The sequence below is a fragment of the Pseudomonas sp. KB_12 genome (genome assembly GCF_052114545.1).
Lineage (GTDB): Bacteria > Pseudomonadota > Gammaproteobacteria > Pseudomonadales > Pseudomonadaceae > Aquipseudomonas > Aquipseudomonas brassicacearum.
The window spans coordinates 81,626-95,507 of record NZ_JBFREY010000002.1; the positions used below are offsets into that span (position 1 = coordinate 81,626).

Consider the following 13,882-nt stretch of genomic DNA (forward strand, 5'->3'; position numbering starts at 1 on the left):
CCTTTTGCCCACGCATACGAAAAATTGACATTAAACTAGCACGACCAAAGATAACTTTACACCGTCTGTCGCACAGGCTTGTGCCCAAACTGTGATTTGAACAACAGGCCCAAGGGTAAAAAATACCTATAGCGCTCCAAGTAGAAGCCCTGCAACCCGTTCTTCAGGCATCCACCATGGCCATGGCCTCCTCCACATCCACCGCCACCAGCCGCGAACAGCCCGGCTCATGCATGGTCACACCCATCAACTGATCGGCCATTTCCATGGCGATCTTGTTGTGGGTGATGTAGATGAATTGCACCGTTTCAGACATCTCCTTCACCAGCCGTGCGTAACGGCCTACGTTGGCGTCGTCCAGTGGTGCGTCGACTTCGTCGAGCATGCAGAACGGCGCCGGGTTCAATTTGAAGATGGCAAAGACCAGGGCCAGCGCGGTCAGCGCCTTTTCGCCCCCGGAGAGCAAATGGATGGTGCTGTTCTTCTTGCCAGGAGGACGCGCCATGATTGTCACCCCTGTATCGAGTAGATCTTCGCCCGTCAGTTCCAAGTAAGCGCTGCCGCCACCGAAAACTTTTGGAAAAAGTGCCTGCAAACCGCCGTTGATCTGATCAAAGGTATCCTTGAAGCGGTTGCGGGTTTCCTTGTCGATCTTGCGAATGACGTTTTCCAGGGTCTCCAGCGCTTCCACCAGATCGTCGTTCTGGGCGTCCAGGTAGCGCTTGCGCTCGGACTGCTGCTGGTACTCGTCAATGGCCGCCAGGTTGATTGCCCCCAGGCGCTGGATACGCTGGGCAATGCGTTCCAGCTCCTCCTCGGCGTCCTTCTCGTTCGCCCCGGCCACCAAGGTGGCGAGCACGCCGTCGAGGTCGTAGCCATCTTCGAGCAATTGGTCCTGCAAGGCTTTGCGCCGCACCGTCAGGGCTTGCCACTCCATGCGCTGCTGTTCCATCTGGCCGCGAATCAGTTGCGATTGCTGCTCGGCCTGGCTACGGCGCTTTTCGGCGTCGCGCAGTTCGCGGTCGGCGTCCTCCAGGGCGATCTGCGCCGTCTTGAGCTCCTCGTCGACGCTCATGCGCTTGTCGAGTAATTCTTCGAGCTTGAGACGCAGCTCTTCCAGCGGCGCTTCGCCCTCCTCCAGATTGAGGCTCAACTGCTCGCGTTTTTCGGTCAGGCGTTCGGACTGCATTTCCAGCCGCTCCAACGCCTGGCGCGTGGAATCGTGCTGGGCCTTGAGCGAGCCCAGGCGCACCGCCAACTGATGGGCATGGTCCTTGTGCTGGCGTGCTTCCTGGCGCACCCGGTCCAGGCGCTCGCGCAGACTGTCACGCTGGGCCAGCAGCAGTTCACGCTGCTCGGTGTCCAGCGCCATGGCATCGAGGGCGTCTTGCAGCTGCAAACGCGCCTCGCCGATCTGTTCGTGCTCCAACGCCCGCTGCTCGCCCAGTTCGGCGATTTCTTCTTCAAGGCGGGTGCGGCGCAACGCCAGCTGCTCGACCTTGGCCTTGCCGGCCGACAACTGCGCCTTGAGCTCGCCTTGCTGGCGCGCTTCATCCTGCAACAGCCGCCGCAGGTGTTCGCGGCCGTTCTCCTGCTGACGCTGTTGCGCCCGCAGGTTCTGCAATTCGGTTTCCAGGGCTTCGACGCTGGCCTCGCGCTCCTCGCGCTCGGCGCCCAGGCGCTGGATTTCCTGGCCACGGGCGAGCATGCCGCTCTCGGCTTCGCTGGCCCGGCGCACCCGCAGGAAATGCCGGCCAACCCAATAGCCGTCACGACTGATCAGGCTTTCGCCGGCCGCCAACTGCCCACGCTGAGCCAAGGCCTGTTCAAGGCTGTCCACCGGCTTGACCTGCCCGAGCCAGGGCGACAGGTCGACCTGGGCCTCGACCTTGTCCAGCATGCTGCCGGGGATTCGTACGCCGTCGCCAGCCGGGCTGAGCAGGCGCAGATCGCCCTGGGTGAAACCCGACAGGTCGAAGCCGCCGAAGTCATCCACCAGTACTGCTTGCAGGTCGGCACCCAGCACGGTTTCCACCGCCAGCTCCCAACCGGCATCGACCTTCAGGCCCTCGGCCAGTCGCGGACGCTCGGCCAGATGCTGGTCGCGCAGCCATTCGGCGGTGCCGGTGCCTGGGTCCAGCGCGGCTTGCTGCAAGGCTTCCAGCGAAGCCAAACGCCCATTGAGCCGCTGCAATTCGCCCTGGCCCTGCTGCTGGTTCTGCAAGGCCAGTTGCAAGGCCTGGCGCAGTTGCTCAAGCCGTTCGACCTGGGCGTCTTCGCTGGCCTGCAAGTCTTCGAGGGTGGCTTCGCTGGCCGCCAGTTGCTCGCTCAGGTCCAGAATCGCCGCGTCTTCCGGATCCGCCGCGAGCAAGGTGCGCTCTTCGGACAGACGGCGCTGACGTTCGGCCAGGCGCTCCATGCTGGTTTCCAACTGCTGGATGCGCGACTGCTGGACTTCAGCCTGGCGCCGCGGCTCGGCCGAGGTCAGGTTAAAACTGTCCCACTGCTCTTGCCAGCCGTGCATGGTCAGCTCGGCTTCTTCCAGGGCCGCGGCGGCCTCTTCGGCGGCGGCGCTGGTGATTTCCTGCTCTGGCGTGAGCCGGTCCAGTTCTTCGCCAAGGGTCAGCAGCAGCGTACGGTCGTGGCCCAGGTGCGACTCGGTTTCCAGGCGCGCCCGCTCGGCTTCCTTCAAGTCATCCTGCAACTGCCGCAGCCGTTGCTGACCATGCTGGATGCTCTGCTCGACCCGGGCGATGTCGCCCCCCACGGAATAGAAGCGCCCCTGCACCAGATTGAAGCGCTCGGACAGGTCATGGTGACCGTCGCGCAGGCGTTCGATGGCGGCGTCGGCGTTGCGTTGTTCGGCTACCAGGGCTTCGAAGCTGACTTCCTGGTTGCCGATGATCGCCTCACGCTGGCCGACCTGCTCGTTCAGCGCCTGCCAGCGCAGGGCCGAAAGCTGGGCCTTGAGCTGGCGCTCCTCGCCCTTGTATTCCTGGTACTTCTTCGCGGCCTCGGCCTGACGGTGCAAACGCTCGAGTTGGCGTTCGAGTTCTTCGCGCAGGTCGGTCAACCGCGCGAGGTTCTCGTGGGTGCGACGAATGCGATTTTCGGTCTCGCGCCGCCGCTCCTTGTATTTGGAAATACCGGCGGCTTCTTCAATGAAGTTGCGCAGGTCTTCGGGCTTGGCCTCGATCAGCTTGGAGATCATGCCCTGTTCGATGATCGAGTAGCTGCGCGGGCCCAGGCCGGTGCCGAGGAAGATATCGGTGATGTCGCGACGCCGGCACTTGGTGCCGTTGAGGAAATAGCTGTTCTGGCTGTCGCGGGTCACTTTGCGACGAATGGAGATTTCCGCATAGGCCGCGTACTCACCCACCAGGGTGCCGTCGGAATTATCGAACACCAGCTCGATGCTGGCCTGGCTCACCGGCTTGCGGCTGGTGGAGCCGTTGAAGATGACGTCGGTCATCGACTCGCCGCGCAGGTTCTTGGCCGAACTTTCGCCCATCACCCAGCGTACGGCGTCGATGATGTTCGACTTGCCGCAACCATTGGGCCCGACCACCGCCGCCATGTTACTGGGGAAGTTCACCGTGGTCGGGTCGACGAATGATTTGAACCCCGCCAACTTGATGCACTTGAGCCGCACGTTCAGGCCTTCGTCAGGGCAGAGACCACCAGGTCGCAACTGCGCTGGGCGTAGGCCGTGAGCACGATGCGGATCTGCGGCAAATCACGGGCCAGCACGGCGGCGAGCAGGCGCTGGAACAGGTCGAGGAACTCGCTCATTTCCGCCTTGCGCTGGTCCAGGGCCAGGAAATAGGCACGGCTCATGGCCGGTTGCAGGTTCTCGACGGTTTCCTGCAAGTACGGGTTATTGGCAAAGGGATAGGCGGCGCGCATCACACTGAAGCTTTCATCGACGAAGGTGCGGATGTCCTGGCGCGCGTAGGCCTCGTTGAGACGCTGCTGGATCGCCACGAACGGTGCCATGTCGACTTGCTCTTTCCAGCCATGGGCCACGGCGTTGCCCAGCAGGATGTACAGCTCGCTCATCAACGTGCAGAGGCTGCGCACCTTGTGCTCGGTAAGTTCGGTGACGTGGGCGCCGCGGCGCGGCAGGATCGCGATCAAGTGGCGTCGCTCCAGGATCAGCAAGGCCTCGCGGACCGAGCCGCGGCTGACGTTGAGCGCCAGCGTGACCTTCTGCTCCTGGATGCGCTCTCCCGGTTTCATTTCGCCGCGAATGATGCGTTCGGCGAGGTGATGGGCGATTTGCTCGGCGAGGCTGTCCGGGGCCTTGAACGTCATGGTTGTCCTTCAAACTCTTCGATTTGCACAAGCGGCGCAGTGTAGCGCACTCGATACGTCATGGCGCAGGGCCTGTACCGGGTTTTTGGCACGATTCAAGCAAAAAAAGTTTGAGCGTTCCTGCTGAAACAGAACCTGTGGAAGAACCTGTGGGAGCGAGCTTGCTCGCGATAGCGGTATATCAGCTTGCATCCATACTGGATGTACCGCCGTCATCGCGAGCAAGCTCGGCTCCCACAGGGTTCTACAGTGTCCATCGATCGTTGTTCATCGACCAAATGGCTTTTCTTGACCTTTAAGTCAGAAAATCGTTGACCGAAAAGTCAGACCTGATAAATTCAGGCCCACGTCGATACAACAATAATGAGTCTGCGAGGCCTTCCGTGATCCAGTTTTTACTCAACCAGGAACTCCGTAGCGAGCACGCCCTGGACCCGAACCTGACCGTGCTCAACTATTTGCGCGAACACGTTGGTAAACCAGGCACCAAAGAAGGCTGCGCCAGTGGCGACTGTGGCGCGTGCACTGTGGTGGTAGGCGAATTGGAAACGGACGCCGATGGCCGTGAACGCATTCGCTATCGCAGCCTCAATGCATGCCTGACCTTCGTCTCGTCCCTGCACGGCAAGCAACTGATCAGCGTCGAAGACCTCAAGCACCAGGGCCAACTGCACAGCGTCCAGCAGGCGATGGTCGATTGCCACGGCTCGCAATGCGGCTTTTGCACACCAGGCTTCGTCATGTCGCTGTTCGCCCTGCAAAAGAACAGCGAACAACCCGACGCCCATAAAGCCCACGAAGCCCTGGCCGGCAATCTCTGCCGTTGCACCGGCTACCGGCCGATCCTGGCCGCCGCCGAGCAGGCCTGCTGTGGCAAACAACCCGACCAGTTCGATGCCCGTGAGGCCGAGACTATCGCCCGCCTCAAAGCCATTGCGCCGACCGAGACCGGTGAGCTCAACAGTGGCGACAAACGCTGCCTGGTGCCACTGACCGTCGCCGACCTGGCCGATCTTTACGACGCCTATCCCCAGGCACGTCTGCTGGCCGGCGGCACGGACCTGGCCCTGGAAGTCACGCAGTTTCACCGCACCCTGCCGGTGATGATCTACGTGGGCAACGTCGCCGAACTCAAGCGTATCGAACGCTTCGACGATCGCCTGGAGATCGGCGCCGCCGCCGCCCTCTCCGATTGCTACGAAGCCCTGAAAGCCGAGTACCCGGACTTTGGCGAACTGCTGCAGCGCTTCGCCTCGCTGCAGATCCGCAACCAGGGCACCCTCGGCGGCAACATCGGCAACGCCTCACCGATTGGCGACTCGCCGCCCCTGCTGATCGCCCTCGGCGCGCAGATCGTGCTGTGCAAGGGCCAGACCCGCCGCACCCTGGCCTTGGAAGACTATTTCATCGACTACCGGGTCACCGCCCGCCAGGAAAGCGAATTCATCGAAAAGATCATCGTGCCGCGGGCCAGCGCCGAACAGGCGTTCCGCGCCTACAAGGTCTCCAAGCGCCTGGACGACGACATTTCCGCCGTATGCGCGGCCTTCAACCTGCGCATCGACAACGGCATGGTCCGCGACGCCCGCGTGGCTTTCGGCGGCATGGCCGCGACCCCAAAACGCGCCAAGCATTGCGAAGCGGTATTGATCGGTGCGCCGTGGACCGACAGCACCCTCGAACGCGCCTGCGCCGCCCTGGCCGAGGATTTCACGCCGCTGTCGGACTTCCGCGCCAGCAAGGAATACCGCCTGCTCAGTGCCCGCAACCTGTTGCGCAAATACTTCATCGAACTGCAAACGCCGCACATCGAGACTCGGGTGACCGCTTATGTCTAACCATCACACCGTAGAGAAGACCCAAGCCGAACTCGCCGAACTGTTCGCCCGCGACCTGACCACCGGCGTGGGCCGCAGCGTCAAGCACGATAGCGCCGCCAAGCATGTGTCCGGCGAGGCCCAGTACATCGATGACCGCCTGGAATTTCCGAACCAGTTGCACGTCTATGCCCGGCTGTCGGACCGCGCCCACGCCCGGATCATTCGCATCGATACCACGCCCTGCTACGCCTTCGAAGGCGTGCGCATCGCCATTACCCACCAAGACATCCCCGGCCTGAAGGACATCGGCCCGCTGTTGCCCGGCGATCCGTTGCTGGCCATCGATGACGTGCAGTTCGTCGGCCAACCGGTGCTGGCCGTCGCCGCCAAGGACCTGGACACCGCGCGCAAGGCAGCGATGGCCGCAATCATTGAATACGAAGACCTGGAACCGGTGCTGGACGTGGTCGAGGCCCTGCGCAAGCGGCACTTCGTGCTCGACAGCCACACCCACCAGCGCGGCGATTCGGCCACGGCACTGGCGAGCGCCGAGCATCGCATCCAGGGCTCGCTGCACATCGGCGGCCAGGAGCACTTTTACCTGGAAACCCAGATTTCCTCGGTGATGCCCACCGAAGACGGCGGCATGCTCGTCTACTGCTCGACCCAGAACCCCACCGAAGTGCAAAAACTGGTCGCCGAAGTGCTGGGCGTGTCGATGAACAAAGTCGTGGTGGACATGCGCCGCATGGGCGGTGGCTTTGGCGGCAAGGAAACCCAGGCCGCCAGCCCGGCGTGCCTGTGCGCCGTCATCGCACACCTCACCGGGCAGCCGACCAAAATGCGCCTGCCCCGTGTCGAAGACATGCTGATGACCGGCAAGCGCCATCCCTTCTACATCGAATACGACGTCGGCTTCGACAGCTGCGGGCGCCTGCACGGCATCGCCCTGGAACTGGCCGGCAACTGCGGTTGCTCGCCGGACCTGTCGGCCTCGATCGTCGACCGGGCGATGTTCCATGCCGACAACGCCTACTACCTGGGCGATGCGACCATCAACGGCCACCGCTGCAAGACCAACACCGCGTCGAACACCGCCTACCGTGGTTTCGGTGGACCACAAGGCATGGTCGCCATCGAAGAGGTGATGGATGCCATCGCCCGGCACCTGGGGCTCGATCCGCTGGCGGTGCGCAAGGCCAACTATTACGGCAAGACCGAACGCAACGTCACCCACTACTACCAGACCGTCGAGCACAACATGCTCGAGGAAATGACCGCCGAACTTGAAGACAGCAGCCAGTACGCCGAGCGCCGAGAAGCGATCCGTCGCTACAACGCCAATAGCCCGATCCTGAAAAAGGGCCTGGCGCTGACCCCGGTGAAATTCGGCATTTCCTTTACCGCCAGTTTCCTCAACCAGGCCGGCGCCTTGATCCACGTCTACACCGACGGCAGCATCCACCTGAACCATGGCGGCACCGAAATGGGCCAAGGCTTGAACACCAAGGTCGCGCAAGTGGTGGCCGAGGTGTTCCAGGTGGAAATGGACCGCGTGCAAATCACTGCGACCAACACCGACAAGGTGCCGAACACTTCGCCCACCGCCGCCTCCAGCGGTGCCGACCTGAACGGCAAGGCCGCGCAGAACGCCGCCGAAACCATCAAGCGGCGCCTGGTGGAATTCGCCGCGCGACAGTACAAGGTCAGCGAAGAAGATGTGGAATTCCACAACGGCCATGTGCGGGTGCGCGATCACATCCTGAGCTTCGAGGCGCTGGTGCAGCAGGCCTATTTCGCCCAGGTCTCGCTGTCGAGCACCGGCTTCTACAAGACCCCGAAAATCTACTACGACCGCAGCCAGGCCCGAGGCCGACCGTTCTACTACTACGCCTATGGCGCGGCCTGTGCCGAGGTAATCGTCGACACCCTCACCGGCGAGTACAAGATGCTGCGCACTGACATCCTCCACGACGTCGGCGCCTCGCTGAACCCGGCCATCGACATCGGCCAGGTCGAGGGTGGTTTCATCCAGGGCATGGGTTGGCTGACCATGGAAGAACTGGTGTGGAACGACAAGGGCAAGCTAGAGACCTGCGGCCCGGCCAGCTACAAGATCCCCGCCGTGGCCGACATGCCGCTGGACCTGCGGGTCAAGCTGGTGGAAAACCGCAAGAACCCCGAAGACACGGTGTTCCACTCCAAGGCCGTGGGGGAGCCGCCGTTCATGCTCGGCATCGCCGCGTGGTGCGCCATCAAGGACGCCGTGGCGAGCCTGGGGGATTACCAGCACCAACCGAACATCGACGCCCCGGCAACGCCGGAGCGGGTATTGTGGGGGTGTGAGCAGATGCGTGGGTTGAAGGCAGTCAAGGTTGAGGAAGCTGAAGCCGAAGTGGCTTCGCTCTAGGACCGCGGCGCGGCTATCGCGAGCAAGCTCGGCTCCCACAGGGATTTTGTTAACCCTGGAGATCCCATGTGGGAGCGAGCTTGCTCGCGATGAGGCCGGAACAGACAAAGAGATGTCGAGGTGAATATGTACAACTGGATCAGCGCCCTCGCCGACCTGCAAACCCGCGGCGAACCCTGCGTGCTGGTGACGATCATCGAAGAGCTCGGCTCCACCCCGCGTAACGCCGGTTCGAAGATGGTCATCAGCGCCAGCCAGACGTTCGACACCATTGGTGGCGGGCACCTGGAATACAAGGCCATGGAAATCGCCCGGCACATGCTCGCCAGCGGCCAGCAGAACACCCATCTGGAGCGCTTCAGCCTCGGTGCGAGCCTGGGCCAGTGCTGCGGCGGCGTCACCGTGCTGCTGTTCGAACCCATGGGCCAGGTCCAGGCGCAGATCGCCGTGTTCGGCGCCGGCCACGTCGGCCGCGCCCTGGTGCCGCTGCTGGCGAGCCTGCCCTGCAAGGTGCGCTGGATCGACTCGCGGGAGGCGGAATTCCCCGAACAGCTGCCCCATGGCGTGCGCAAGATCGTCACCGAAGAACCACTGGATGAAGTCGACGAATTGCCCGTCGGCAGCTACTGCATCGTCATGACCCACAACCATCAGCTCGACCTGGAACTGAGCGCCGCGATCCTCAAGCGCAACGACTTTGCCTACTTCGGCCTGATCGGCTCGAAGACCAAACGGGTCAAGTTCGAGCATCGCCTGCGTGATCGTGGTTTTGACAGCAGCACCTTGCAGCGCATGCGTTGCCCGATGGGTATCGGCGAAGTCAAAGGCAAGTTGCCTGTGGAAATCGCCATCTCCATCGCCGGCGAAATCATCGCCACCTATAACGCCGATTTCGGCCAGCAGACCGCCCGCGCCGAACCGATTGCCAAGCTGCTGCCGGCCTCGCGCCGCAGCCAGGCGAACCGTTGAACACTCGTTGAGAATGCCCATGCCCCTGACACGCAAAGCCTACCGCGCCGCCCTGCTCCACAGCCTCGCCGACCCAGCTGAAGTCGGTATCGAGGCGTCCTATGAATATTTCGAGGACGGCTTGCTGGTGGTGGAAAACGGCCAGATCAGCGCCATCGGCCACGCCCGCGACCTGCTGCCGACCCTGGCAGCGGACATCGAAGTCACTCATTACCCGGACGCGCTGATCACCCCTGGTTTGATCGACACCCACATCCACCTGCCGCAGACCGGCATGGTCGGCGCCTATGGCGAGCAATTGCTGGACTGGCTCAACACCTACACCTTCCCCTGCGAAAGCCAGTTCGCCGACAAGGCCCACGCCGATGCCGTGGCTGATATTTTCGTCAAGGAATTGCTGCGCAACGGCACCACCACCGCGCTGGTGTTCGGCAGCGTGCACCCGCAATCGGTGAATTCGTTTTTTGAAGTGGCCCAGAAGCTCGATCTGCGGATGATCGCCGGCAAAGTGATGATGGACCGCAACGCCCCGGACTACCTGATCGACACTGCCGAATCCAGCTACACCGAGAGCAAGGCGCTGATCGAGCGCTGGCACGGCAAGGGCCGCCTGCACTACGCCGTGACCCCACGCTTCGCCCCCACCAGCACCCCGGAACAACTGGCCCTGGCCGGCCAGTTGCTGGGGGAATACCCAGACTTGTACATGCAGACCCACATCAGTGAAAACCTGCAGGAAGTGCAGTGGGTCAAAGAGCTGTTCCCGGAGCGCAAGGGTTACCTGGACGTCTACGATCACTACCAGTTGCTCGGCGAGCGCTCAGTGTTCGCCCATGGCGTGCATTTGTGCGACGACGAATGTGCACGCCTGGCAGAGACCGGCTCGGCCATCGCCTTCTGCCCGACCTCGAACTTTTTTCTCGGCAGCGGCCTGTTCAACCTGCCGATGGCTGAGAGGCATAAAGTGCACGTGGGATTGGGTACCGACGTGGGTGGCGGCACCAGTTTTTCGCTGCTGCAAACCCTGAACGAAGCCTACAAGGTCATGCAGTTGCAGGGCGCGCGGCTGAGCCCGTTCAAGTCGCTGTACCTGGCCACCCTCGGCGGCGCCCGGGCCCTGCGTTTGGAGGACAAAATCGGGACGTTGCAACCGGGTTCCGATGCGGACTTCCTGGTGCTGGACTACAACGCCACGCCGCTGCTGGGCTATCGCCTCAAGCAGGCCAAGGACATTGCCGAGCGGTTGTTCGTGTTGATGACGCTGGGGGATGACCGGACGGTGGCGCAGACGTATGCGGCCGGTAAGTTGGTGCATCAGCGGTAGATTTTTATTGCCTGTTGAATCGCCATCGCGAGCAAGCTCGCTCCCACAAAGGTTATGTGAACGACACAAATCCACTGTGGGAGCGAGCTTGCTCGCGATTGGCGGTATGACTGATTCAACCCTCAGAGCTTAGCGGTCGACCGCCCAGGCTTCTTGCTCTGCAGCAGGTGCGAGAACACCGCATGCAAGTCATCCGACGCGCTTTCCTCGTCGAGGTTGAGCTTGCTGTCGATGTGGTCCATGTGATGCATCATCAGGTCCACTGCCAGCGTCGCGTCGCGCGCCTCGATGGCGTCGATCAACTGGGTGTGTTCGTCATAGGAACAGTGGGAACGGTTGCCGCTTTCGTACTGGGCGATGATCAGCGACGTCTGGGACACCAGGCTGCGCTGGAAACTGATCAGCGGGGCGTTCTTCGCCGCTTCGGCCAGCTTGAGGTGGAACTCGCCCGACAAACGGATGCCGGCGCCGCGGTCACCGCGGGAGAAACTGTCGCGCTCGTCGCTGACCATCTGCCGCAGCTCAGCCAATTGTTCGGCCGTGGCATGCTGCACCGCCAATTCGGTGATCGCCCTTTCCACCAGGCGCCGGGCCATGAACACCTGGCGAGCCTCTTCGACACTCGGGCTCGCCACCACGGCACCGCGGTTGGGCCGCAGCAACACCACGCCTTCGTGGGCCAGGCGTGACAGCGCCCGACGAATGATCGTGCGGCTGACCCCGAAAATCTCCCCCAGTGCCTCTTCGCTCAACTTGGTACCGGGCGCCAGGCGTTGTTCGAGGATGGCCTCGAAGATATGCGCATAGACAATATCGTCCTGGGTTCCGCTGCGGCCGGCTTTACCGGCTCGCGGTTGTTTCTTGAGGGGTTGCAACTGTTCGTTCATGGGCACTCGAGTCGGGAGAACTGCGGCGAATTGACCGTGACTGTAATACGGCACAGCGGGTCGCTGGCAAGTATCGCGTAAAAAACAGCCCGATTGTACACAACCTCTGATGGCAACACGACTGTACGGCTGTTTGCGGGCATGGCTGTATTGCAATCGGCTACTGCGTTGAGTTTAGGCTGCAAACCCAAAACCTGCGGCGCGATCAAGCCCAGCCAATCTACAACAAGGACCACCGCCCACCATGACCGAAGTCACGACCACACCACTTCGTCCATTGGCCGATACCTCGCCTTCAGCCATCGTCGCCGGGTTCATTGCGATGATGACCGGCTACACCAGTTCCCTGGTGCTGATGTTCCAGGCCGGGCAGGCAGCCGGGCTGACCAGCGGGCAGATTTCCTCGTGGATCTGGGCGATCTCCATCGGCATGGCGGTGTGCTCCATCGGGCTATCGCTGCGCTATCGCACACCGATCACCATCGCCTGGTCGACACCCGGCGCAGCGCTGCTGATCACCAGCCTGGGCGGCGTGAGTTATGGCGAGGCCATCGGCGCCTATATCACCTGTGCAGTATTGGTGACGATCTGTGGCCTGACCGGCAGTTTCGAGCGCCTGGTCAAGCGTATTCCAGCCTCGCTGGCGGCGGCGCTGCTGGCGGGGATCCTGTTCAAGATCGGCAGCGAGATCTTCGTCGCCACCCAGCATCGCACCGGCCTGGTGCTGGGGATGTTTTTCACCTATCTGATCGTCAAGCGCCTGTCGCCCCGCTACGCGGTACTGGCAGCGCTGTTGATCGGCACGGCGCTGTCAGGCCTGCTGGGGCTGTTGGACTTCAGCGGCTTTGCCCTGGAAGTCGCGACACCGGTGTGGACCACGCCGCACTTTTCCCTGGCGGCCACCATCAGCATCGGCATTCCGTTGTTCGTGGTGGCGATGACCTCGCAGAACATGCCCGGCATCGCCGTGCTGCGGGCCGACGGTTATAACGTGCCGGCCTCGCCGTTGATCACCAGCACCGGCATCGCTTCGCTACTGCTGGCGCCGTTCGGCTCCCATGGCATCAACCTGGCGGCCATCAGCGCGGCGATCTGCACCGGCCCCCACGCCCACGAAGATCGCAACAAGCGCTACACGGCGGCGGTCTGGTGCGGGATCTTCTACGGGATTGCCGGGGTGTTCGGCGCGACGCTAGCGGCGTTGTTCGCGGCACTGCCCAAGGAGCTGGTGCTGTCCATCGCGGCCTTGGCGCTGTTCGGGTCGATCATCAACGGCTTGAGCATCGCCATGAGCGAAGTGAAGGAGCGGGAAGCGGCGTTGATCACCTTCATGGTCACGGCGTCGGGGCTGACGCTGTTCTCCATCGGTTCGGCGTTCTGGGGGATTGTGGCGGGGGTGTTGACCTTGCTGATCCTGAACTGGCGTAGCGCTTAAAAGCATCGCGAGCAGGCTCGCTCCCACAGGGGGATTTGTGTCGTTCACATCACCACTGTGGGAGCGAGCTTGCTCGCGATAGCGGCCTGAAGGGCAACAGCTACCCAACAGACAGGCACAAAAAAACCGGCGCCCGGAAGGGCTGCCGGTTTCTGACCATCAAGCGACCGGATTGATCGGCTTTTCCGGGTACCAGACGTCCATCAGCGGGCTGACTTCAACGCTGGTCAGCTCAGGACGTGCCTTGAGCCAGGCTTCAACGGCAGCGCGCTGCTCTTCGGAAACCGAGCCACGCTTCTGCAGGCAAACCAGACCGTAGTCGTCGCCGCCGACGTAGCCCAGGCCGTTGGCTTCCATGGCTTCTTTCAGGAAAGCGTCGAGGAAAGCGTCAATAGCCTCATCGGCCAGATCTTCTTTGAAATCCAGGTTCAGTTCGAAACCCAGCTCTTGAAATTCATCCACGCACAGTTTTTTGCGCAGACGCTGGGAACGGTTAGTCGCCATTGGAACAATCCTCATAAGTAATAACGGGCGGCACTTTACCAGTTTGGTGCGCCGATTGCCCGACTGATCGGGCGTATCGACCTACCGTCGGTAAAAAATAGCGGCCGAAGGGCTCAGGCACGGCCCAAGCGGCTGCGGCTTGGGGCATAATGCCGACACTTTCATGACCGTTGAGGGCGTTCATTTTCATGTCCTCGTTATTTTCCCCCTCGCCCGTAG

10 protein-coding genes are annotated in these 13,882 nt (G+C 62.2%); 5 read left to right on the plus strand and 5 right to left on the minus strand.

What is annotated here, in order from left to right; translation table 11 throughout:
- Positions 1–163: 163 nt before the first annotated feature.
- Positions 164–3,652 (minus strand): chromosome segregation protein SMC, encoded by a 3,489-nt coding sequence (gene smc / locus AB4Z20_RS01525; protein ID WP_253472833.1) that lies wholly within the window; start codon positions 3,650–3,652, stop codon positions 164–166.
- Positions 3,653–3,654: 2 nt separating this feature from the next.
- Positions 3,655–4,314: a GntR family transcriptional regulator gene (locus AB4Z20_RS01530; RefSeq protein ID WP_253472830.1), complete on the minus strand. Its 660-nt coding sequence runs from the start codon at positions 4,312–4,314 to the stop codon at positions 3,655–3,657.
- A gap of 383 nt (positions 4,315–4,697) precedes the next feature.
- On the opposite strand from AB4Z20_RS01530, the gene xdhA reads away from it, so the two are divergent.
- The 4 genes from xdhA to guaD all read left to right on the plus strand — a co-directional run bounded on the left by xdhA (position 4,698) and on the right by guaD (position 10,837).
- Positions 4,698–6,152 carry a xanthine dehydrogenase small subunit gene (xdhA, locus tag AB4Z20_RS01535; protein WP_442089182.1) on the plus strand — a complete coding sequence of 485 codons (1,455 nt, stop codon included), beginning with the start codon at positions 4,698–4,700 and terminating at the stop codon, positions 6,150–6,152.
- On the plus strand, positions 6,145–8,544 hold the full coding sequence (gene xdhB, locus AB4Z20_RS01540; RefSeq protein ID WP_442089183.1) for a xanthine dehydrogenase molybdopterin binding subunit: 2,400 nt from the start codon (positions 6,145–6,147) through the stop codon (positions 8,542–8,544). Before xdhA ends, xdhB begins: the two co-directional genes overlap by 8 nt.
- Before the next feature lie 126 nt (positions 8,545–8,670).
- The gene (gene xdhC, locus AB4Z20_RS01545; RefSeq protein ID WP_253472821.1) at positions 8,671–9,513 is read left to right on the plus strand and encodes a xanthine dehydrogenase accessory protein XdhC; all 843 of its coding nucleotides are present in this window, start codon (positions 8,671–8,673) and stop codon (positions 9,511–9,513) included.
- A gap of 19 nt (positions 9,514–9,532) precedes the next feature.
- Positions 9,533–10,837 (plus strand): guanine deaminase, encoded by a 1,305-nt coding sequence (gene guaD, locus AB4Z20_RS01550; RefSeq protein ID WP_442089184.1) that lies wholly within the window; start codon positions 9,533–9,535, stop codon positions 10,835–10,837.
- A 122-nt stretch (positions 10,838–10,959) separates the two neighbouring features.
- On the opposite strand, the gene AB4Z20_RS01555 is transcribed toward guaD, so the two are convergent.
- Positions 10,960–11,724: a GntR family transcriptional regulator gene (locus tag AB4Z20_RS01555; protein WP_003183531.1), complete on the minus strand. Its 765-nt coding sequence runs from the start codon at positions 11,722–11,724 to the stop codon at positions 10,960–10,962.
- A gap of 244 nt (positions 11,725–11,968) precedes the next feature.
- On the opposite strand from AB4Z20_RS01555, the gene AB4Z20_RS01560 reads away from it, so the two are divergent.
- Entirely contained in the window at positions 11,969–13,159 is a 1,191-nt protein-coding gene (locus AB4Z20_RS01560) for a benzoate/H(+) symporter BenE family transporter (RefSeq protein WP_003199555.1), read from the plus strand.
- A 159-nt stretch (positions 13,160–13,318) separates the two neighbouring features.
- On the opposite strand, the gene AB4Z20_RS01565 is transcribed toward AB4Z20_RS01560, so the two are convergent.
- Together AB4Z20_RS01565 and AB4Z20_RS01570 are read right to left on the minus strand one after the other, a co-directional pair.
- On the minus strand, positions 13,319–13,663 hold the full coding sequence (locus AB4Z20_RS01565) for a YggL family protein (protein WP_003199553.1): 345 nt from the start codon (positions 13,661–13,663) through the stop codon (positions 13,319–13,321).
- Complete coding sequence (locus AB4Z20_RS01570) at positions 13,653–13,847, minus strand: hypothetical protein (RefSeq protein WP_442089185.1); 195 nt, start codon at positions 13,845–13,847, stop codon at positions 13,653–13,655. Before AB4Z20_RS01570 ends, AB4Z20_RS01565 begins: the two co-directional genes overlap by 11 nt.
- Positions 13,848–13,882 lie beyond the last annotated feature (35 nt).